Origin of the sequence: Amycolatopsis sp. CA-161197, from assembly GCF_050942255.1 — a bacterium.
Lineage (GTDB): Bacteria > Actinomycetota > Actinomycetes > Mycobacteriales > Pseudonocardiaceae > Amycolatopsis.
In genome coordinates this window covers 381,647-401,599 of sequence record NZ_CP192059.1, presented here as the reverse complement: position 1 = coordinate 401,599, position 19,953 = coordinate 381,647, and the positions used below count along the sequence as shown (strand labels likewise).

The 19,953-nt window shown below is 70.5% G+C and carries 26 protein-coding genes and 1 pseudogene; 13 read left to right on the top strand and 14 right to left on the bottom strand.

Annotated elements, in window-relative coordinates; all coding sequences use genetic code 11:
* Positions 1-99 precede the first annotated feature (99 nt).
* From ACQPXB_RS02010 to ACQPXB_RS02000, 3 genes are all read right to left on the bottom strand, one after another.
* Positions 100-243, bottom strand: coding sequence for a hypothetical protein (locus ACQPXB_RS02010; protein ID WP_366577473.1), 144 nt, complete (start codon positions 241-243; stop codon positions 100-102).
* Between the two features lie 100 nt (positions 244-343).
* On the bottom strand, positions 344-1,099 hold the full coding sequence (locus tag ACQPXB_RS02005; RefSeq protein ID WP_432849237.1) for an SGNH/GDSL hydrolase family protein: 756 nt from the start codon (positions 1,097-1,099) through the stop codon (positions 344-346).
* 87 nt (positions 1,100-1,186) lie between these two features.
* Complete coding sequence (locus tag ACQPXB_RS02000) at positions 1,187-1,810, bottom strand: NAD(P)-dependent oxidoreductase (RefSeq protein ID WP_432849236.1); 624 nt, start codon at positions 1,808-1,810, stop codon at positions 1,187-1,189.
* 90 nt (positions 1,811-1,900) lie between these two features.
* Here ACQPXB_RS02000 and ACQPXB_RS01995 point away from each other — a divergent pair, with 90 nt between their 5' ends.
* Positions 1,901-2,473, top strand: a complete 573-nt coding sequence (locus ACQPXB_RS01995; RefSeq protein ID WP_432849235.1) for a TetR/AcrR family transcriptional regulator — start codon at positions 1,901-1,903, stop codon at positions 2,471-2,473.
* Between the two features lie 4 nt (positions 2,474-2,477).
* Here ACQPXB_RS01995 and ACQPXB_RS01990 read toward each other — a convergent pair whose 3' ends face one another.
* The gene (locus tag ACQPXB_RS01990; protein WP_366577465.1) at positions 2,478-2,966 is read right to left on the bottom strand and encodes a GbsR/MarR family transcriptional regulator; all 489 of its coding nucleotides are present in this window, start codon (positions 2,964-2,966) and stop codon (positions 2,478-2,480) included.
* Between the two features lie 94 nt (positions 2,967-3,060).
* Between ACQPXB_RS01990 and ACQPXB_RS01985 the strand changes: the two genes are divergently transcribed.
* Together ACQPXB_RS01985 and ACQPXB_RS01980 are read left to right on the top strand one after the other, a co-directional pair.
* Positions 3,061-3,954, top strand: coding sequence for an ABC transporter ATP-binding protein (locus tag ACQPXB_RS01985; protein ID WP_432849234.1), 894 nt, complete (start codon positions 3,061-3,063; stop codon positions 3,952-3,954).
* Positions 3,951-5,579, top strand: a complete 1,629-nt coding sequence (locus tag ACQPXB_RS01980) for an ABC transporter permease (protein ID WP_366577461.1) — start codon at positions 3,951-3,953, stop codon at positions 5,577-5,579. Before ACQPXB_RS01985 ends, ACQPXB_RS01980 begins: the two co-directional genes overlap by 4 nt.
* Here ACQPXB_RS01980 and ACQPXB_RS01975 read toward each other — a convergent pair.
* The 3 genes from ACQPXB_RS01975 to ACQPXB_RS01965 all read right to left on the bottom strand — a co-directional run bounded on the left by ACQPXB_RS01975 (position 5,576) and on the right by ACQPXB_RS01965 (position 7,821).
* Entirely contained in the window at positions 5,576-6,016 is a 441-nt protein-coding gene (locus ACQPXB_RS01975; protein ID WP_432849233.1) for a hypothetical protein, read from the bottom strand. The genes ACQPXB_RS01980 and ACQPXB_RS01975 overlap by 4 nt on opposite strands.
* A 36-nt stretch (positions 6,017-6,052) precedes the next feature.
* Positions 6,053-6,421 (bottom strand): hypothetical protein, encoded by a 369-nt coding sequence (locus ACQPXB_RS01970; RefSeq protein ID WP_432849232.1) that lies wholly within the window; start codon positions 6,419-6,421, stop codon positions 6,053-6,055.
* Between the two features lie 839 nt (positions 6,422-7,260).
* Positions 7,261-7,821 (bottom strand): TetR/AcrR family transcriptional regulator, encoded by a 561-nt coding sequence (locus ACQPXB_RS01965; protein ID WP_366577455.1) that lies wholly within the window; start codon positions 7,819-7,821, stop codon positions 7,261-7,263.
* A 105-nt stretch (positions 7,822-7,926) separates the two neighbouring features.
* On the opposite strand from ACQPXB_RS01965, the gene ACQPXB_RS01960 reads away from it, so the two are divergent.
* Positions 7,927-8,721: a nuclear transport factor 2 family protein gene (locus tag ACQPXB_RS01960; RefSeq protein ID WP_432849231.1), complete on the top strand. Its 795-nt coding sequence runs from the start codon at positions 7,927-7,929 to the stop codon at positions 8,719-8,721.
* On the opposite strand, the gene ACQPXB_RS01955 is transcribed toward ACQPXB_RS01960, so the two are convergent.
* The 3 genes from ACQPXB_RS01955 to ACQPXB_RS01945 form a co-directional block, all read right to left on the bottom strand.
* Positions 8,687-9,472 carry a metal-dependent hydrolase gene (locus tag ACQPXB_RS01955; protein ID WP_366577904.1) on the bottom strand — a complete coding sequence of 262 codons (786 nt, stop codon included), beginning with the start codon at positions 9,470-9,472 and terminating at the stop codon, positions 8,687-8,689. The genes ACQPXB_RS01960 and ACQPXB_RS01955 overlap by 35 nt on opposite strands.
* Before the next feature lie 59 nt (positions 9,473-9,531).
* Positions 9,532-9,885 (bottom strand): STAS domain-containing protein, encoded by a 354-nt coding sequence (locus ACQPXB_RS01950; protein WP_432849230.1) that lies wholly within the window; start codon positions 9,883-9,885, stop codon positions 9,532-9,534.
* Positions 9,886-10,139: 254 nt separating this feature from the next.
* Positions 10,140-10,448 (bottom strand): WhiB family transcriptional regulator, encoded by a 309-nt coding sequence (locus ACQPXB_RS01945; RefSeq protein ID WP_326567734.1) that lies wholly within the window; start codon positions 10,446-10,448, stop codon positions 10,140-10,142.
* 151 nt (positions 10,449-10,599) lie between these two features.
* On the opposite strand from ACQPXB_RS01945, the gene ACQPXB_RS01940 reads away from it, so the two are divergent.
* The 4 genes from ACQPXB_RS01940 (at position 10,600) to ACQPXB_RS01925 (ending at position 13,305) form a co-directional block, all read left to right on the top strand.
* Entirely contained in the window at positions 10,600-11,016 is a 417-nt protein-coding gene (locus tag ACQPXB_RS01940) for an anti-sigma factor (protein ID WP_366577451.1), read from the top strand.
* Positions 11,013-11,786 carry a SigB/SigF/SigG family RNA polymerase sigma factor gene (locus ACQPXB_RS01935; RefSeq protein WP_364044307.1) on the top strand — a complete coding sequence of 258 codons (774 nt, stop codon included), beginning with the start codon at positions 11,013-11,015 and terminating at the stop codon, positions 11,784-11,786. Before ACQPXB_RS01940 ends, ACQPXB_RS01935 begins: the two co-directional genes overlap by 4 nt.
* Positions 11,787-11,853: 67 nt before the next feature.
* Positions 11,854-12,276 carry an ATP-binding protein gene (locus ACQPXB_RS01930; RefSeq protein WP_432849229.1) on the top strand — a complete coding sequence of 141 codons (423 nt, stop codon included), beginning with the start codon at positions 11,854-11,856 and terminating at the stop codon, positions 12,274-12,276.
* 48 nt (positions 12,277-12,324) lie between these two features.
* Positions 12,325-13,305, top strand: coding sequence for an aldo/keto reductase (locus ACQPXB_RS01925; RefSeq protein WP_432849228.1), 981 nt, complete (start codon positions 12,325-12,327; stop codon positions 13,303-13,305).
* A 70-nt stretch (positions 13,306-13,375) separates the two neighbouring features.
* Here the strand turns inward: ACQPXB_RS01925 and ACQPXB_RS01920 are convergent.
* The 4 genes and pseudogenes from ACQPXB_RS01920 to ACQPXB_RS01905 all read right to left on the bottom strand — a co-directional run.
* Positions 13,376-13,537 (bottom strand): annotated as a pseudogene (locus ACQPXB_RS01920) (3D domain-containing protein); the annotation flags it as partial.
* 48 nt (positions 13,538-13,585) lie between these two features.
* A complete protein-coding gene (locus tag ACQPXB_RS01915; protein ID WP_432849227.1) occupies positions 13,586-14,122 on the bottom strand; it encodes a hypothetical protein in 537 nt (178 codons plus the stop codon).
* Positions 14,123-14,234: 112 nt separating this feature from the next.
* On the bottom strand, positions 14,235-14,888 hold the full coding sequence (locus tag ACQPXB_RS01910) for an alpha/beta fold hydrolase (protein ID WP_432849226.1): 654 nt from the start codon (positions 14,886-14,888) through the stop codon (positions 14,235-14,237).
* A 44-nt stretch (positions 14,889-14,932) separates the two neighbouring features.
* Positions 14,933-15,583 (bottom strand): HNH endonuclease family protein, encoded by a 651-nt coding sequence (locus ACQPXB_RS01905; protein WP_432849225.1) that lies wholly within the window; start codon positions 15,581-15,583, stop codon positions 14,933-14,935.
* Positions 15,584-15,854: 271 nt separating this feature from the next.
* Between ACQPXB_RS01905 and ACQPXB_RS01900 the strand changes: the two genes are divergently transcribed.
* The 5 genes from ACQPXB_RS01900 (at position 15,855) to ACQPXB_RS01880 (ending at position 19,940) form a co-directional block, all read left to right on the top strand.
* Complete coding sequence (locus tag ACQPXB_RS01900) at positions 15,855-16,907, top strand: SEL1-like repeat protein (protein ID WP_366577438.1); 1,053 nt, start codon at positions 15,855-15,857, stop codon at positions 16,905-16,907.
* A 418-nt stretch (positions 16,908-17,325) separates the two neighbouring features.
* Positions 17,326-17,940, top strand: coding sequence for a D-sedoheptulose-7-phosphate isomerase (locus ACQPXB_RS01895; RefSeq protein WP_432849224.1), 615 nt, complete (start codon positions 17,326-17,328; stop codon positions 17,938-17,940).
* Between the two features lie 47 nt (positions 17,941-17,987).
* Complete coding sequence (locus ACQPXB_RS01890) at positions 17,988-18,176, top strand: HypC/HybG/HupF family hydrogenase formation chaperone (RefSeq protein WP_366577902.1); 189 nt, start codon at positions 17,988-17,990, stop codon at positions 18,174-18,176.
* 19 nt (positions 18,177-18,195) lie between these two features.
* Positions 18,196-18,894, top strand: a complete 699-nt coding sequence (locus tag ACQPXB_RS01885; protein WP_366577434.1) for a D-sedoheptulose-7-phosphate isomerase — start codon at positions 18,196-18,198, stop codon at positions 18,892-18,894.
* The gene (locus tag ACQPXB_RS01880) at positions 18,891-19,940 is read left to right on the top strand and encodes a hydrogenase expression protein HypE (protein ID WP_366577432.1); all 1,050 of its coding nucleotides are present in this window, start codon (positions 18,891-18,893) and stop codon (positions 19,938-19,940) included. The genes ACQPXB_RS01885 and ACQPXB_RS01880 overlap by 4 nt, the downstream gene beginning before the upstream one ends.
* Positions 19,941-19,953: the final 13 nt, after the last annotated feature.

Here is a 19,953-nt window from a genome sequence, read left to right as displayed (position 1 = left end):
CCGCTCCCCATCGAACCCGTCCGGGCGGCTCCTCCCCTGAACCCGCCCGGCAGACGGCGTCCGGCAGCCCCCTCGGCCCCCGGGCGCCGCCCGGTCTCGCTACTTCGAGGTGGTCGGCTCGTCGTAGGGGTCGAAAGCGCCGTCAGGCTGCGTCGTGCCACCGCCACCGTGCGGCGGCTTGCCGGTGGTGACCGGCGGAGCGGGGGTGGTCGGCGTGTTCTCTTCGGTGGACTCGGCGGGCATCTGGGTCTCCCTTTTCCCTCGGCTGCCCCATAGGACGCAACAAGGGTCCCCCCAGATACACGGAGAGCGAAGATTTCTGGGAACATTTCGTCTCCGCTGGTCAGATGGGTTGGCGCGGCTCCCTCGGATGCGGATCGACCGTGACCCCGGGTAGGCCGGCGACCACCGCGGGCGCCAGCGCCGCGGCCCAGTCGCGGTACCCGGCCGGCCCCGGGTGGAAGCGGTCCTCGGCGAACGTGCCCTCGTACAGCAGGTCGGGTGTCATCGCCGAGTACGTGACGCCCGGCAGCCGCGCGAGCTCGGCCGCCGCCGCGTCCAACGCCGTCGAGCGCGCGGACAGCGCGTCGCGCAGCGGCCGGGGCAACGACGGGAAGCTCGCCATCGGCGGCACCCCGGCCAGGACCACCGGCACCGGCCCCAGCCGTTGCCGCACGTCGGCGACCACCCCCAGCAGGTCGCGCCGGAACCGCGCGGCCGAGTGCAACTCGAGGGTGTCGTTCACCCCCAGCGCGACCACCACGACGTCGGCCGGCGCCAGCCGCGCGACCAGCGACCGCCGGACCACCGCGGCGGTCGCCCCCGTCAGACCCACCGCCTGCCAGCGCACCCGCAGACCACGGCGGGCGAGCTCGTTCGCGAGCTGACCGGTGAGCCCGTCGGCGTGCGCGGCCACGCCGACACCGTCCACGGTGGACTCCCCGAGCACGGCGAGCCGGACCACCGGGCCGTCGCCGAGGACGCCCGAGGTCGGCCCGCCGGCGCCGGGCAGGCGTGGGGTGCCGCGGCGGACGCGCAGCGCTTGCACCGCGAGGACCGGGGCCAGCGCGGCGAACAGGAAGAGCCGGAGGAGAGCCATGCCACCGACCTTAAACACGGTCACCGACCGTTCCGGCCCGCGAGGCCGAGTTGTCCACAGGCAGAGCGAGTTGTGGACAACTCGTCCTCAACCGCGCGCGATCCCGACGGTTTCCCCGACCAACGCCGTATCCTCCGCCGCGTCGAGCAGGAACGTCGCGACGTCCGCGCGCGAAATGCTGAAGCCGCCCCGCAAAGCGCCTCGCGAACTCGACCGCACCCGGCCCGTGGCCGGACCGTCGGTGAGCCGAGGCGGACGCACGATCGTCCACTTCAGGTCACTGGCCCGGATCGCCGACTCCATCACGCGCAGATCGTCGAAACCGTTGCGCAGCACCGCACCCAGGATGGGCTTGACCACGAACCGCGTGAACGGGTCGTCGCCCTCGGTCGTCAGGCCGATCGCGCTCACCGCGACGAACCGCGTGGTCCCGGCCGCCGCGATCACGGCTCGCGCACCGTCGGCGTTCACCGTGGTCGGGCGGCGGTCGCGCGCACCGAGCGCCAGGACGATCGCGTCGCGTCCCTCCAGCGCCGAACCCAGCGAAGGATCGTCCAGCGCGTGCACCGCGACGTCCAGCCGCGGATGGCTCGCGACGTGCAGCCGCTCGGGCGACCGGACCACGGCCATCACGTGCCAGCCCCGCGCGAGCGCCTCCCGCACGGCCAGCGTGCCGATCCGTCCACTCGCGCCGAGAACGGTGATCTTCATGGCGACTCCTCCGACCCAGGGGTGAGTGTTTACTCACCAGGTAGGGTGAGTGAACACTCACCACACTGAGAACGTCCTCAGGGAGCACCGTTGGGAAGCCGTCAGGACCTCGTCGCCGCAGCCGCCAAGGTCATGCGCGAGCAGGGCTACGCACACGCGACCACGAAGGCCATCGCGCAGGCCGCGGGGTATTCGGAAGCCTTGCTGTACAAGCACTTCCGCGACAAGACGGCGTTGTTCCTCGCCGTACTGAGCGAGGAGCTGCCGGCGCTGGGCGCCACGGCCGCGCGCCTCACGCGCCACGCCGCCGACGCGTCACTGGAACAGAACCTGACCGAGCTGGCCGGCACCGCGCTCGAGTTCTACCGCGCGAGCTTCCCGATCTCCGTCTCGATCTTCTCCTCGCGCGACCTGCTGCGCACCCACCGCGCCGCGCTCGACTCCGAACACGGCCCCGAGCAGCCGATCGTCCTGGTGGAGACGTACCTGCGGGCCGAAGCCGCGCTCGGCCGCATCCCCGCCCACACCGACCTCGACGCGGCGGCACGGCTGCTGCTCGGCGCGTGCTTCCAGCAGTCCTTCCTGGACTCCTTCGAAGACACCGACAGCGGCACCGCCGTCGCGGCCCGCCTGGCGAAAACGCTGATCGCCGGGTTCCGCTAGACCGTCAGGCTTCGGCCGCCCGCTGCCGGGACCGCTCCTCGTGCCACCGGTCGTAGAGGTTCGTGACCTCTTTCAGCACGAACGACAGGAAGTCCTGCATCTCCGCCAGCCGCTTGCCGGCCGGCGTGTCCGCGCCCAGCGCGTCGATGCCTTCCTCGGCCGCGTCGCGCCACATGATCAGGAACCGGTCGCGCTTGAGGAATGTCGCGTACCAAAGGTCGTCGTACAGCCGGTAGTGGTCGCGGCGCTCGCCCGGCTCACGGACCTTCGTCACGAGCCCCACCTGCTCCAGGTACCGCACGGCACCGGAAACGGCCGCGGGGCTCACCGACAGCTGCGACGCCAGATCGGCGGCCGTGAGCTGACCTTCGTCGGTCGTCATCAGGGCCGCGAAGACGCGGGCGGCCATGCGCTGCATCCCGATCTGCGACAGCACGAGGCCCAGGCTCTCGACGTACCGGCGGACGGCGTCCTCGTCTCGCTGCGTCGTCATCCGTCCATCCTCTCGCACGCCCCAGGCAATGATCACTAGATCCAGACATTTTCTTAACTTCACAACTTCGTGAAACAAGTGTAGCTTCCGAAACATGGGAAACGCCATCTCGATCTCCGGCCTCCACAAGTCGTTCGGCCGGACGAAGGCCCTCGACGGCCTCGATCTCCAGGTTCCTGTGGGGGAAGTCCACGGTTTTCTCGGCCCGAACGGCGCCGGGAAGTCCACCACCGTCCGGGTTCTGCTCGGGCTGCTGCACGCCGACGCGGGCGAGGTGCGCCTGCTCGACGGCGATCCCTGGCGCGACGCGGCGACCCTGCACCACCGCCTCGCCTACGTGCCCGGCGACGTCAACCTCTGGCCCAACCTCTCGGGCGGCGAGGTGATCGACCTGCTCGGCCGCCTGCGCGGCGGCCTCGACCAAGGCCGGCGCAAGGACCTCATCGAGCGGTTCGACCTCGACCCGCGCAAGAAAGGCCGCACGTACTCCAAGGGCAACCGGCAGAAGGTCGCCATCGTGGCCGCGCTCGCGTCCACTGTGGACCTGCTGATCCTCGACGAGCCGACCTCGGGCCTCGACCCGCTCATGGAGTCGGTGTTCCAGGAGTGCATCCAGGAGGAACGCGCGCAGGGCCGCACCGTGCTGCTGTCGAGCCACATCCTCGCGGAAGTGGAAGCGTTGTGCGACAAGGTGAGCATCATCCGCAACGGCCGCACCGTCGAGTCCGGCACGCTGGCCGAGCTGCGCCACCTGACCCGCACGTCGATCACCGCGGAGCTGGCCGGCCCGCCCAACGGCCTGGCCAAGCTCGCCGACGTCCACGACCTCGAGGTCACCGGCAACCGCGTGAAGTTCGACGTCGAGACGCGCTCGCTCGACGACGCGTTGCGCCAGCTCACGCAGGTCGGCGTGCGCAGCCTGGTCAGCCAGCCGCCGACGCTCGAGGAGCTCTTCCTGCGCCACTACACCGAGGGGACCGGGAAATGACCGCGACCCTCACGCGGGCGCCGGCCACGAACACGGCGCTCGTCGGCACCTGGCACCTCACGCGGCTCGCGCTGCGGCGCGACCGCGTGATCCTGCCGATCTGGATCGTGCTGCTCAGCATCGTCCCGGCCGCCACGGTGTCGAGCTACGACCAGTTCTACCCCGACGCCGCCAGCCGCGCGGCACTCACCGCGGGTGCCGCCGCGAACCCGTCGTTCTCCCTGCTCTACGGCCCCGCCTTCGACCTCACGACGGCGGGTGGCTTCATCGCGTGGCGCATGGGCGGGTTCCTCGCGCTGCTCATCGGGCTGATGGCGGTCTTCACGGTCACGCGCCACACGCGCGCCGAGGAGGACTCGGGTCGCGCGGAGCTGCTGGCGTCCACTGTGGTCGGTCGCTACGCGGCGCTGACGGCGGCCGTCCTCGTCTCCGGCGCGGCGAGCGTGCTGATCGGCGTGATCCAGGTCGGCACGATGATCAGCGCGAAGCTGCCGGCCGACGGTGCGCTGGCCTTCGGCGCGGGCACGGCGTTGGCGGGCTTGGTGTTCACGGGCGTCGCGGCAGTGGCCGTGCAGCTCGCCGAGTACTCGCGCACGGCCAACGGCATCGGCACCGCGGTGATCGGCGTCGCCTTCCTGCTGCGCGGCGCGGGCGACTCGACGTCCGACGCCCACTGGCTCTCGTGGCTTTCGCCGATCGGCTGGTCGCAGCAGGTGCGCCCCTTCGCGGGCGAACGGTGGTGGGTGCTGCTCCTGCCCGTCGTGCTGAGTTTCGTGCTGGGCGCCGCCGGCTACGCCCTCCTGCCGCGACGCGACGTCGGCACCGGGCTGGTGCCGCCCCGCCCGGGACCGCCTGGAGCGAAGGCTTCGCTGCGCACGCCGTTCGCGCTGGCGTGGCGGCTGCAACGCGGCCCGCTGCTGGGCTGGGTCATCGGCTTCGCCGTCGGCGGCGCGCTGTTCGGCTCCATCGCGAGCGGCATCTCCGGCCTCGTCGGCGACACCGAGCAGACGCGTCAGATCTTCGAGCGCCTCGGCGGTTCCGATGCGATCGTCGACGCGTTCCTCGCGACGATGGTGAGCCTGTTCGCCATGCTCAGCGCGCTCTACGGCGTGCAGGCGACGTTGCGGATGCGCACCGAGGAGACGGGCGTGCGCTTCGAACCGCTCCTCGCCACCCGCGTCGGCCGGCTGCGGCTGGCGGCGAGCCACCTCGTGTTCGCGTACGTCGGGACGGCCCTGCTGGTGCTCGTCGGCGGAGTGCTGCTGGGCATTTCGCACGGGCTGCGCTCCGGCGACGTCGGGGGTTCCGTGGCCGACATGCTGACGGCCGTGCTGGTGCAGGTGCCGGCGACGTGGGTGATCGTTTCGGTGTGCACGCTGCTTTTCGGGCTGCTGCCGCGCTTCACCGGCCTGGCCTGGGCGGCCGGTGCGTTGGGCCTGCTGATCAGCCTCTTCGGGCCGGTGGTGAACGCGCCGCAGGCGGTGCTGGATGTTTCGCCGTTCCAGCACCCGCCGAAGCTCCCGGGCGCGGCCTTCACGGCGACGCCGATCGTGTGGCTGCTGGTGATCGCGGTAGCGTGCCTGGTGGTCGGCCTGTTCGGCTGGCGCCGGCGGGACGTGGGTTAGCGAACGGTCCCGTCGGGCCCGACGACCAGGCGGACTTGGACTCCTGGTTCACCACACCGGCTCGCCTTCGGCGCCGACGGGTGGACGGTCGTTCGCTGCGGCCGGCCACCGTCGAAGGCGAGCTCGACGTCGACGGGCTCGGCGGGCAGTCCGGGGATCTCGACGAACCCGTACCGCCCGCCGGTCGGCGTGGCCGATGCTGCGCAGGCCGTGGCGGTGCAGGTGGTGGGGCCGGCAGTGGTGGCGTTCTGGAACTCCACCTGGCGCCGGGTGCAGTGGCCAGACCAGCACGCCGTTACTTCCGCTCGACTGAACTGCCCGGGCGGCACGTCGATGGCGAGGCCGTCGGGCGCGGCGATCGCCGGGCACATGAGCGGTGGTGGGCTGCAGGCGGCGAGGCTGAGCAGGAGGACGGCGACGGCCAGGTGTCTTCGCACGTCAGCCAGACGTACGGGGGCGCCCGGCCGGTTGCATCACCACTGCGACGAGGCGACGTTCGGCGCGATGGCCGACGTCGGCCCCAGCGACGTCGGCGAGCCCGACTCCGACACGGGCGCCGGCGGCTCGCGGGTCACGGACACCGTCGACGTCGTCGTGCGCAGGGGCGGCGCGGGTTCGGACTGTCCGGACTGCGATTGCGTGACAGTCACCGGGGGTGGCGGCTGACCCGTGACCGTCACCGTGACCGGTTGCGCGGGCGGTGGCGACGACGGGACCGACGAATCAGCCGGACGCACCGGCGAGTTCCCGGCCACGAGGAGTGCCGCCACCAGCAGGCCGACGGCGAAGCCGGCGAGCCCGGTTACGACGACAGAACCCCAGGTCGGAGCCGTGTTGGACAAACCGGCACCTCCCTCGCCGAGCCGACGCGCGGGTACGAGGAGTAGTCGCGTTGATCTTATGCCCCGTTACAGACGGTGCAAGTTGAGCCGAATAAACTCAAGTTTTCGATCAGATGACACCGCGCCGCAGGTCCAAGGGCTCGCCGCGACCGGTCCCGGCCGGCCTCGACGAGCAAACGTTGTGCGGCGCCACCGGATTCTGCCGCTTTCCGCTCACCAGCAGCGCCACCCTCGCGGCCCGATCGCTCTGACGACACTCGCGCCGGCTCCGCAGCCACCCGCCGCCCCAGCGCCCGGCTCGGCGCTCGACAATCACCCTTTGCGAGGCGCTCACCAGGCAAAACCCCCGCCCTCCCAGGGGGGCGTCCCCTCTCCATTCTACCGGCCAGCGCCGACAGGACCGTTGAAAAGCTGCGCAGAGGCCCGAGTTATCCACAACTCGATGCCACTGTGGACAACTCGGGCGGGTCACGCAGCGGACATCGGCGGATCACGAGGGCAGGTCACAGAGAGTTGAGATCGGCAGAGGGCCGAGGTCGACCACAGGGCAGCGGCGACAGGCGCCAGACGGCCTGGGCGGGTACGTCGCCGGCGGTGCGGGCGCGGGACTCCGGATCATCCTCGTCAACGTCTACCCCGTGAGCTTCCGCCAGGCCGTCACGCCGAGGCGGCTGCTGGGCCGCGTGACCTCGACGACGCTGATCCGCGACCGCGCCGCTGGGCAGCCTGGCGGGTGGCGGCCTGAGCCACGGTGACGTCGATGCGCACCACGCCGTACGTCGTCGGCGTCGGGCTGGTGTTGTCGACGGCGATCCTGCTCGCGTCGCCGCCGCGGAAGCTCAGGGACCTGCCGGGGTGACGGTGCGGAGGCCGTCGAGCAGCACTCGGACCAGGTGGTGACTGCCGGGCGAATAGCGCTCCACCGCCAACGCACCGACGATGAGCGCACGCAGGTCGTCGCCGTCGAGGTCGGTGCGGACGGCGCCCGCGGCCTGCGCGCGTTCGAGCAGGGCGGCGAGGTTCGCGCGGAACTCCGTGCCGACGTCTGCCTTGTACGCGGAGCCGGTGGTGGCGCCGAGTGCTTCGCAGATCGCGCGGTTTAGGGAGGCTTGCTTGATCACGCGTGCGAAGTAGTCGTAGAACGCCTCGCCCGGGTCTTCGGCGTCGACGAGCTCGCGGGCCTCGGCCGCGAACTGCTCCAGCCGCTCCAGCACCACGGCCTGGAAAAGCGCTTCCTTGCTGGGGAAATGCCGATAGACCGTGCCCGCGCCGACGCCCGCGAGCCGCGCGATGTCGTCGAGGGGCACGGCCAGGCCGTCGGCCGCGAAGGCCTCCTCGGCGGCGGCCAGCACGCGGGCCCGGTTGCGGCGCGCGTCGGCGCGCAGCACTGGCTTGTCCACGGGCGTCCTCCTCAGATCTCGTTGACAACCGGAGCGCCCACTCCGTATCGTGGGAACCGGGTGCACCGTTCCGATTAAACCTTATTCTTCCTCGGAGAACTCCTGATGAGCCGAACCGTGTCCGAAATCTCGCAGCTGTTCGTCCGCAGCATGCAGACGCTCGACCCCGCGCCGCTCGCCGACGTCTTCGCCGCCGAAGCCGTGTACGACCTGCCCTTCCACGGACACCGCGTCGAGGGCCGCGAAGCGATCCTGGCGACGCTCGGCGACGGCGCCGTCCGCGCCCGAGCGCTCGGGCTGGACTCCGTGGAAGTCGGCGTCCGCGAACTGGCCGACGGGTTCGTCGCGGAGCTCACGGTCGAGGGCCGCAACCCGCACACCGGGGAGAGCTACCGGTTCCCGTCGTCGGTCGGGCTGGTGACCGTCCACAATGGAGAGATAACGGCGTACCGCGACTTCCCCAACACCGCGGCCGCGCACACCATGACCGGTGCCGCGACGGTGTTCCGGCAGTTCCTGGACGCGTCCGTGGAGAACCGCTGGGACGACCTCGCCGACCTCTACGCCGAGGACGTGGTGCTGGAAATGCCCTTCACCCCGGCCGGCGTGCCGCGCGTGACGCACGGGCGCGAGGAACTGCGCCGCCGCTTCCGCGCGGCCGCGGCGGTGCGCCGCATGACCAAGGCGGACAACGTCGTCGTGCACGAAACCACCGACCCGTCCGTGCTCGTCACGGAGTTCGACCTCCACGGCGACTTCGGCGGCGAGCCGTTCGTCTCGTCGTACGTGATGGTGCTGACCGTGCGCGACGGCAAGATCTCCCACACCCGCGACTACACCGACACCGCGGCGGCGGCGAAGCGGATCACTGCGTCGCGGTCTGTGCCGCCGGTGGGCTGAACAGGCGTTCGGCCGTCGAGGTCGTCCAGCCCCACACGCCGGGGACCAGAAGCACGCCCACGACGACGAAAATCGGGAACACCAGCCGTGTCTCCACCTTTTTGCCGGTGCGCAGGCGGAAGATCTTCGGCGGCCGGATCTCGTACCAGGTCTCGCCGGCGATGGGCAGCGGGAAGAGGAACGGGCAGCCCGACTCGGTGAGCGAGTCGCCGAGGCAGTGGACCAGACAGCCGGCCGCCACGGCGATGCCGAGCCAGCCCGAGATCTGCTGCAGCTGCGCGACGTGATCGGGCGGCGCGGTGAGGTACCACCACAGGATGGCGCCGATGATGACCGGCAGCAGCCAGTCGCCCAGGGCGCCTTCTGCGAGCAGCAGGCCGAAGAGCATCACACCGAACACGGCCCACGGACCGCCGGCGGAAGCCCCCCACGATGCGAGCGCACCCAGACCGGCAGCGAAGAGCACCGTGTGCGAGAGGTGGCGGTGCTTGCCGGTCACCTTCTCGTCGCGCGGCCCCTTCGTCAGGGCATACACCGCCGCCGAAACGCGGCGCAGCAGCCACGACAGCGCGCCCGTCAGCCAGCCGAGGAGGCGGGACGCGCTGGCGCCGGGGTGGTCGAGGTCGGGGAGCAACGCGAAGCCGGCTGTGGTGGCGGCGAAGACCACCGCCTGGTGCACGGAACCGGCGCCGACCGCGGGCGCGAGGGCGAGCCCCGCGCACCAGCCGGTCAGGGCGTGGGTGCGCCCCATCATCGTGGATCTCCCCCAGGTCGCGAGCGGAATTCAGGTCCGCGCGACCGTATCGGGGATCAGGCGGGCGGTTCCTCCGACACGCTCAGGTGTTCGGCCACTCCCGTGAGCTCGATGACGCGGCTCACGGCCGAGCTGGGGACCACCGCGAGCTCGACGTCCCGCTCACGGGCCTGCCGCTGGGCGTGCAGGACCACGTTCAACGCCGAGGAGTCGAAGAAGGTCACCCCGGTCAAGTCGGCCACCACGCGCTGCGAGCTCTTGTCCGCGATCAACCCGGCAAGGGCTTCCTGCAGCTGCGGGCTGGTGAGCAGGTCGAGCTCACCGTTGACCACCACCCGCGGCTCGGCGGCCTCGGTGTCCAGCGTGATGCCGAACCCCGGAGGGGTGGCGTTCTGGTCGGCTGCGGGCATGCAGTTTCTCCTCGTCAGGCGCTGCTGCTGCGCCGGTACGCGCCTGTAGTTCAAGCGGCAACCGTTCACGGTTCCAGGCATCTGGAAAGTCCAACCCTAACCCAGTGGGTGACCGCCGCCGCGTCGGCCGCCACTGTCCCGGACAACGGCGCAAGAGAGCAAGAGCCGGACGGCGGCAAGGGCGTTCAGGCGAACGGCCGCGCACACATCGACCCGCGTGCCGTCGGGGCACGCGGGGCGGGTTCGGGGCTGGGTCAGGCGGACAGCGGGTCGCGCTTGGCGGCGCGGCGTTCCCGCATGAACAGCTCACGGCGCTCGATCTCGCCGAGGCCGCCCCAGATGCCGTACGGCTCCTGTACGGTCATGGCGTGCTTGCGGCACTGCGCCAGCACGGGGCAGGTCTGGCAGATCGCCTTGGCGCGCGACTCACGACGCTCGCGTGCGGACCCACGCTCGTTGTCGGTGTGGAAGAACAGACTGCTGTCCGCGCCGCGGCAGGAACCCTGCAGCTGCCACTCCCACTCCTCGGCGACCACGTTGGGCAGCCGGCTCACGTCAGCCATCTCGTCCCCACCTTTCCCGGGATCAGCACTTCGACCGCTACATGCCCGCCGGTCGCGCGAATCAAACCCGGGTTTGGTTTGCTCACACCCCGGGCATGAGCAGACCGGGCAGCACAGGACACGGCCGAGTGAGCCGGAGAGAGGACCGCACGTGGAGGACAACGCCCCGCTCGATCGGGAGGACGCCCAGCTCATCGAGGTGCGGACGGCGGCCATCCCGCACGTGGTGCCCACGCTGCGCACGATCGTCGCGGACATCGCGATGCGCCAGGACTTCGACCTCGACGCGGTGGAAGACCTGCGGATGGCGGTGGACGAGGCGTGCTCGATGCTCCTGCCGTCCTCGGCCGACGGCAAGCTGACCTGCGTCTTCTCGTGGATCGAGGGGCGCATCGAGGTCACCGTGTCGGTGGTCGCCGACACCCCGGACCACGGTGACGACACCGGTCTGTCCTGGCAGCTGCTCACGGCGCTGGCCACGTCGGCTCGCCGCACCGTGACCCCGGCCGAGGGCCGGTACCTCTCCCGGGTTCAGCTCGTCCGGGAGAGCGAGGTGGCGCGCCCGTGACCACCCCCGCCGAAGGCGGCGAAACCGATGTGGCGTCGCTGTTCGACGAGCTGGCCCAGCTGCCCGAAGGCTCGCCGCGCCGCGAGGAGATCCGCGACAGACTGGTGCGCGAGCACCTGGAGCTCGCCCGCAACCTAGCGCGGAAGTTCCGCAACCGCGACGAGGCCATGGACGACCTCGTGCAGATCGCGACGGTCGGCCTGATCCACGCCGTCGACCGCTACGACCCGACGCAGGGCACCGACTTCCTGGCGTTCGCCGTCCCCACCATTTCGGGTGAACTGCGTCACCACTTCCGGGACAACAGCTGGTCGGTACGGGTTCCGAGGCGGCTGAAAGAGCTCAACGCGTCCATCTCCGCCGCGCGCGAGGAGCTCACCGTGCGGCTCTCGCGCGCGCCGCGCCCGAGTGAGATCGCGCAGCACCTCGGCGTGCCGATGGAGGACGTGTACGAAGGCCTGCGCGCCGGCCAGGGCCGCTACGGCGCTTCGCTGGACAACCTGCTGGAGAACTCCGCGCACACGCGCTTCGGCGCGCCCGACGCGAACCTCAGCCAGGCGGAGCTGCGCGAGGCGCTGCGGCCCATGCTGGAGAGCCTGCCGGAGCGGGAGCGCAAGATCGTCGCGCTGCGGTTCGGGTCGGGCATGAGCCAGTCGGACATCGCGCGCCGCGTGGGCGTTTCGCAGATGCAGGTGTCGCGCTTGCTCGCGTCGACGCTGAAAAAACTGCGGACCGGACTCGTCGAGACCGACATCACCGAGGGCACCTGATTCGGGGTCCCCCCGCTTGGGTAGTAAGCCGGTGCGAGTAACGGACAGGTCGGGAGGTGTGGAAGCCATGACGACGTCGAAGATGCCGACGCGAGGCACCACGACACCCGCCACCGTGCGCCTGGCGCTCCCGGACGACGTCACCGCGCCCGCGATCGCCCGCCACGCTGTCCGCGCCGCGCTCGAAGAGCTGGCTGTGGGCGACCAATGGCGGGACGACGTATTGCTGGCGACGTCCGAGCTGGTGACCAACGCGTTCGAGCACGGTGAGCGGCCGGATCGGCTGGAGCTGCGGCTCTCGGAGGGACGGCTGGTGGTCTGCGTCTTCGACGCCGGCCACCAGGTGCCGCGCCTCAAGGAACCCTCACCGGAGGCCGCGCGCAGCCGGGGATTGCAGCTGGTCCACGTGCTGTCGCAGGAGTGGGGCTACGAGCCGTGCGCGGGCGGGAAGTACGTCTGGGCAGCGTTCGCGGTGGGACCGGTCGCGTGAGTGCCTTGACCGCTCGGCGCTGATCCGGGTCCGCTTAGGATCGCTCGTATGGAGACTCGCAAGATCACCCGGCTGGGGCGTGAGGTGTCCGCCGTCGGCCTCGGGTGCTGGCAGCTCGGCGCCGACTGGGGCACCGTCGACGAATCCGAGGCCATGGGCGTGCTGCACGCGGCGGCCGACGAGGGCGTCACCTTCTTCGACACCGCCGACGTCTACGGCGACGGCCGCAGCGAGACGCTGGTCGGCCGCTTCCACCGCGAACGTGGCGACGGCGTGTTCGTGGCCACGAAGATGGGCCGCCGCGCCGAGCAGGTGCCGGAGAACTACGTCGAGAAGAACTTCCGCGAGTGGAACGATCGGTCCCGCCGCAACCTCGGGATGGACACCCTCGACCTCGTCCAGCTCCACTGCCCGCCGACCGCCGTGTACTCGTCGGACGCCGTGTACGACGCGCTGGACCGCATGGTCGACGAAGGCCGGATCAAGGCCTACGGCGTCAGCGTCGAAACGTGTGACGAGGCCCTGACGGCACTTTCGCGGCCGAACGTCGCTTCGGTGCAGATCATCCTGAACTGCCTGCGGCTCAAGCCCCTGGAGCGCGTGCTGCCCAAGGCGGTGGAGACGGGCGCCGGGATCATCGCGCGGGTGCCGCTGGCGTCGGGCCTGCTGTCGGGCCGCTACACGGCCGCGACGACCTTCGGGACCGACGACCACCGCAACTTCAACCGGCACGGCGAGGCGTTCGACGTCGGCGAGACCTTCTCGGGCGTGCCGTTCGAGGTCGGGCTGGAAGCCGTGGAGCGCCTGCGCGGGCTGGTGCCGGAAGGGCAGACCCTGGTGCAGTTCGCGCTGCGGTGGATTCTGGATCAGCTCGGGGTTTCCGTGGTGATCCCGGGTGCGCGCAACGCGGAGCAGGCACGGAGCAACACCGTCGCCGCCGGGCTGGCCCCGCTTCCGGAAGAAGCGGCGGCCGGCGTGCGGGCCACGTACGACGAACTGATCCGGCCACTGGTGCACGACAAGTGGTGACGGGCTAGGAAAAGGGCTTCCTCGAGCGGAGATTCACTCGAGGAAGCCCTTTCTTCTGTTCGATGGCTCGCTATTCCACCGTGAGTGTCAGGCGTTGCACTCCCCAGTCGTTGGCCTGGTTGCCCGGCAGCCAGACGTCCACGATGTCGTCCTTGATCCAGCTGCCGATGTCGGCCGCGTAGCAGTGGCCGTAGCCCGGGACGGAAATCCTGGTGCCCCAAGGGATGTTGCGGGCGTCGACGGCGCAGAAGCCCGGGCCGGCCTGGTAGCCGAGGGCGGTTTAAGCGACGTCGTTGTAGGCGGTGACGCGGTAGTTGAGCGTGGTGCCCTTGGCGAGGGCGTAGGGCGCCAGCTGACCGGACGAGCCCACGCGATACGCGGTGGAGATCTGGCCGAGCGAGCCGGGTGAGTTGTCCTCGGCCGTCATGGCGTAGAGCTGGTAGTTGGCGTTCTGGCAGGGGCTCGCGTCGGTGACCTGGAGCGTCGGCTGGCCCCAGTCGCTGATCCACTGCAGGGCCTGGCCGTTGCGGAACGCGCGGTAGGCCTTGGCGCCCGGCACGCGGGAGAACGTGAAGGTGACCTTGCCGTCGCCGCCGAGGCCGCCGGAGACGCCGGTGGGCGCGGGCAGGCGGTTGCTCACGTTGACCGCGCCGACGAGGGAGCCCGGGCCGTGGCCGCCGGAGACGGGGCGGTCGGGGATCGGGCCGGTGTAGAAGTGCTGGCACGCGGGCAAAGTCGCGGCGCTGGCCGTCGCGACGGGGACGGTGACGAGCGTGCCGAGTGCGAGCACGGCGGCGCTGAGGGCTCTGAGTTTCACTTTCGGAACCTCCAGTGGGGACCGGGGTGGAGGAACCGTGCACGGGAGACCGACGTTAGGGAGCACCGAGCCAGCGGTCAATAGGTCTGGACCATTTGGCGGCGCCGCGGTGTCAGAGCGTGGCGAAATACCGCTCGAGCCGCTCGGCCAGCTCAGCCGGACGGCTCAACGCGACGCCGTGGGACCCGTCGATCTCGTCGGCCTCGACGCCCAGCCGCTCGCGCGCGACGCGCCGCTGCAGCTCGGGCGAGAAGAACTTGTCGTCGCGGCAGAGGAGCACCCGCGTGGGGAGGTCGGGCAGCTGCGCGTCGGGCCACGGGTCGTCCCACTCCGCGCTGAGCTGGTCGCGGCTGCGGCTCAGGGCTTCGGCGGCGAGCTGCGGCGGCACGTCGCCGAGGTAGATCTCCGTGTCGGTGAGGTCTGCGCCCGGGCCTTCGAACCCGACGTTGCCCCACCACTGGGCCGGCGGCTCCCCCGGCGCGGGCACCATGCCGGCGAGGAAAACGAGCAGCCGCGCGTTTTCCAGCCGCGCCGCGGCCAGCCCAGCGGTGAATCCGCCGTAGGAATGCCCGACCACGACGATGTCCGGCTTTCCCTCCACCGCCGCGGTGGCCGTGGCCGCGAACTCCGCCAGCTTCGCCTCGGGGTTGCCGAGCGGCAGGTCCGGCGCCACGGCTTCGTGGCCGCGCCGCCGCAGCTCGTCGACGACGAGGTGCCATTCCCAGCCGCTGCCGCCACCGCCGTGGATGAGGAGGAAGGTCGCCATGCCAGGGACAGTAACCGAGGGGTCCGACAGTTCCGGCCCGCGAATCAGGCCGGGCAGCGGCGCAGCATGTCCTGCAGCGCCGTCTTCTCCCCCGTCGTGATCGTGAGGCCGTAGAAGTGCTTCACGGTCACCCAGTCCGTCGCGTAGGTGCACCAGAACGACACCAGCGGCGGCTTCCACTCGTCGGGCGCCTTGTCGCCCTTCTGCTGGTTGAGGTTGTCCGTCACGGCGAAGAGCTGGGGGCGAGTGAGGTCGTTGGCGAACTGCTCGCGTTTGGACTGCGGCCAGTCGCGCGCGCCGCTGGCCCAGGCCTGGCCGAGGGGCACCATGTGGTCGATGTCGACGTCGCCGGGCTTCGTCCAGGTCTCGGCGTCGTACACGCTGAACCAGGTGCCGGACGTCGGGTTGCAATCGGTGCCGGCCTTGACGTCCTTGCCGTCGCGCTTGAGCACGAGCTCGCGCGTGTTGCAGTTGTGCCCCTGGTTGTCCCAGTGCGGGAATTTGTCACGGGAGTAGCCGGACATCGACGTGCGCGGCGCGATTTTCAGCTCCGCCAGCTGCTGCGTGACGTCGGCAGGTGCGGCACCCGTGGGCTCGGCGCCGCTCTGCCGTCCGGCGTACCAGATCCCGGCGACGGCCACCACGAGAACCACGACGACCAGCAGGATTCGCTGGGTGGGAGACGTCCGGGCCATGCGCGCGTGATCCTCTCGACGGGTTCAGGAGGCGGCAGTACCAATCCGACCAAATAAGCCGACCCCCAAGCGGCGCGTAGCCGTTGCTACGAAGCCATCCGGCCGTGACTGTGGTCGGATTGGTAATGATCGGCGCAGTATGCCCGGCGCGAGGCCCGTGATCGCGCCGACACTCTCAGCTGCGCGCGAACCGTGTCCGGGACCACGGTGTCACGTCCGCGGCGCGTCGAGCGACTACTGGGGTGGGGGTAGGCGGAAGGGAGCGTTGCCGATGAGCGGGCGGCTGCGGAAGTGGAACTCGCGCGTCGACGACTACCTGCAGCGCAAGGCCGCGGAGGGCGGCAACGTCGTCGCGATGACACGCCTCGGCGCGGCGCTGCGCGAACGCGGCGAGCAGGCGGAGGCCGAGACGTGGTTCCGCCGCGCGGCGGCCGGCGGCGACCGCATCGCGATGACGGCGTTGGCGAACCTCCTGGCCGAGCGCGGCGTGCTCGACGAGGCCGAACGCTGGTACCACGAGGCCGCCCACGCCGGCGAGCCGCACGGGATGCTGGGCCTCGGCCGCGCGTACGAACGGCGCGGCCGCGTCGAGGACGCCGAGTACTGGTTCCACGAGGCCGCCGTGACCGGTGACGCCGACGCGATGGGCGCGCTCGGGCACCTGCTCGCCGAACGCGGCCGCTACGACGAGGCCGAGGACTGGTGCCGCCGCGCCGCGAGCACGGGCAACACGTCCGCGATGATCGACGTCGGCATCGTCATGCGCGAACGCGGCCGCTACAGCGAGGCCACGCGCTGGTGGCGCGAGGCCCTCGCCGACGGCGACCTCTCGGCGACCTGCCTGCTCGGCCGCCAGTCCGAACGCTTCGGCAAGCTCCAGGACGCCGAATCCTGGTACCGCCAGGGCGCGACCTCCGGCAACGTCGAGGCCACCGTCCGCCTGGGCCTGCTCCTGCACCGCCGCGGCGACGTCGACGAGGCCGAAGCCTGGTACCTCGACGCGGCCGAAGCCGGCGACGCCGCCGCGATGACCAACCTCGGCGTCCTGGCCCGCAACCGCGGCGACGAGGGCGAAGCCGCGGCCTGGTACCGCAAGGCGGCGGAGCATGGAAGCATCCCGGCGCTGACGAACCTCGGGCACCTGGCCGAGGCGCGGGATGAGCTGGCGAAGGCGGAGCGGTTCTTCCGGGCGGCGGCGGAGACCGGGGATGTGCAGGGGATGTTGAGCTTGGCGCGGATGCTGCAGGCGAGGGGTGCGGCGGAGGAGGCGGACACGTGGCTGTCGCGGGCGGAGGAGTCCCAAGGGGAGCATGACCGGGCTTGAACCCCAACCGGACATACAGCCGCCGCTTTTTTGGGAGGCGTCCCCGTCCCATTCTGTCGGCCACCACCGACAGTTCTGAGAAATCGCCGCCACCCCCGCCCAGTTGTCCACAACTCGGAGTGGCCTGTGGACAGACCGCAGAAACGAAAGCGCCCCGTAGCTCAGAGCCGAATCCCCGACCGAAACCCGCAGACGCCCGAACCCGGTTCCACCGCAACATCACCCGCCGAAATCCGCAGCCATCCCCACGTCGTTCCCAAGAAACGCCGGACCCGGTTCCGCGCGCTGCCGCGCGGATCATGACCAGCCGCCACTGGGGTGAATTACTGCCCATTCCCGCGATCTATTGTGTGATCCAACTCACAGCTCTAGTGTGGGACGAGACTGCTCCCACCACCGAGCGCAGGGAAGTGCCGCCATGGTCGGCTTTCCGAGTACTTCTACCGGTGCGGTGGCGGCGCTGTTCGAGCGCCGCGTCGTGCCGGGTGGAGAGCTGGGCTCGCAAGCCGAGGCGGTGGCGCAGGCGTGTCACGGAATGGCGCGGCGGTTTCACCGCGGCGGGAAGCTCGTGGTGTTCGGCAACGGGGGCGCGGGCACCGACGCGCAGCACGTGGCCGTGGAGTTCGTGCACCCCGTGATCGTGGGGAAACGCGCGTTGCCGGCGATCTCGCTGACGGCCGACGTCGCCACGCTCACCAGCGTCGCGAACGAAAAAGGCCTCGACGAGATCTTCGCCTACCAGATCAAGTTCCTCGCCGAGCCGCAGGACATCGCGCTCGGCATCTCGTCCGACGGGGACTGCATCAACGTCCGGCGCGGTCTCGAAGCCGCCCGTGAGCTGGGGATGCTCACCATCGCGCTCACGGGCGGAACCGGGCCGGGCACCATCACGGCCGACCACGTGCTGCACGCACGCTCCGACGACCCCCGCGTGGTCAAGGAAATCCACGTCACGACCTACCACGTCCTGTGGGAACTCGTGCACGTGTTCTTCGAACAGCCCGGTGTCCTCACACCGGAGGTGGCGTCGTGAACGCCCATGACGCCGACAGAGCACCGGCCCCCGCCTGTCATGACGGGGTGTGCATCACCTGTTCCGATACCGCGGTCGAAGTGACCGTCGTCGAACTCCTGGACCTCGGGTTCGCAGTCGTGGATACCGGCCAGGGCAGGGAAGAAGTGAGCGTGGCACTGGTGGATGCCGGTGTCGGCGACCGAATCCTCGTCCACGCCGGCGAAGCCATCGCACGTCTGGAGATTTCCGAGTAGCCGAGGGAGCTGAGCGGCCATGGATTCCGTGGGCGCGAGTGGTCTCGAGGAGCTGTACCCGTTCCTGTACGCGGGTAAGAGCGACCTCGACGCCGTCCTGACCCAGGTCCGGCAGTCCACTGTGGAGAAAGCCGGCGAGATCGTCGCGCTGCGCCGTCAGGTTCTCGAGACCGACGGCGAGCGCCTCGCCGCGTGCGCGCGGGACCTCGCGAAGGCGTTCGCCGGCGGTGGCCGGTTGCTGGCCTTCGGCAACGGCGGCAGCTCCACCGACGCGCAGGACCTCGCGAGCCTGTTCCTCAGCCCCGAGAGCCCCGCCGGCGACGGCCGCAAAAACGCGCGGCCCCTGCCCGCCTTCGGCCTCACCAACGACATCGCCGTGGTCACCGCCCTGTCCAACGACATCGGGTTCGACGTCGTGTTCTCCCGGCAGGTCGCCGCGTTCGGCCGCCGCGGCGACATCGCCGTGGGCCTGTCGACCAGCGGGAACTCGGCGAACCTGCTGGCCGCCTTCGACGAGGCCGCGCGCCGCGGCCTCGTCACCGTCGGCATCGCCGGGTACGACGGCGGGAAGATGGCCGAGCTCACCAGCATCGACCACCTCTTCGTCGTGCCGTCGCCTTCCGTGCACCGCATCCAAGAAGCCCAGACGACCCTTTACCACGCACTGTGGGAACTCACCCTCGGTGCGCTCGACGATCTCGAGGGTGAACAGCCGTGACCCAAGCCCGAGAAGAAGAGAAGCCCATCCACATCCTGTGGATCAATGCCGGACTGTCCTGCGACGGCGACTCCGTCGCGCTGACCGCCGCCACGCAGCCGAGCATCGAGGAGATCGTGCTCGGCGCGCTGCCCGGCCTGCCGAAGATCCAGGTGCACTGGCCGCTGATCGACTTCGAGTGCGGTCCGGACAAGGGCGCCGACACGTTCATCGAGTGGTTCTACAAAGCCGACCGCGGCGAGCTGGAACCGTTCGTGCTGGTCGTCGAGGGTTCGATCCCCAACGAGGCCATCAAGGCCGAGGGCTACTGGTGCGGCTTCGGCAACAACCCCGAGACCGGCCAGCCGATGACCACCAGCGAGTGGCTCGACCGCCTGGCTCCCAAGGCGCTCGCCGTGGTCGCGGCCGGCACCTGCGCCGCATACGGCGGCATCCACGCGATGGAGGGCAACCCGACGGGCGCGATGGGCGTGCCCGACTACCTGGGCTGGGACTGGAAATCGGGCGCCGGCCTGCCGATCGTGTGCATCCCCGGCTGCCCGACGCACCCGGACAACTTCTCCGAAACACTCACCTACCTGCTCTACCAGGCCGCCGGCCACGCGCCGATGATCCCGCTCGACGACCACCTTCGTCCACAATGGCTGTTCGGCGCGACCGTCCACGAGGGGTGCGATCGAGCCGGTTACTACGAGCAGGGCCAGTTCGCCGAGGAGTACGACTCGCCGAAGTGCCTGGTCAAGCTCGGCTGCTGGGGCCCGGTCGTGAAGTGCAACGTGCCCAAGCGCGGCTGGATCAACGGCGTCGGCGGCTGCCCGAACGTCGGCGGCATCTGCATCGGCTGCACCATGCCCGGCTTCCCGGACAAGTTCATGCCGTTCATGGACGAACCGCCCGGCGCCCACGTCTCGTCGCTGGCGAGCGGCGCATATGGCTCGGTGATCCGGCGCCTGCGCAAGATCACCGAACGCAAGGCCGACGCCGAACCCAAGTGGCGGCACAAGGGCAAGCAGCTCGAAACCGGCTACCGCTCCTCTTGGCGCTGAAGGGACTGGGGAC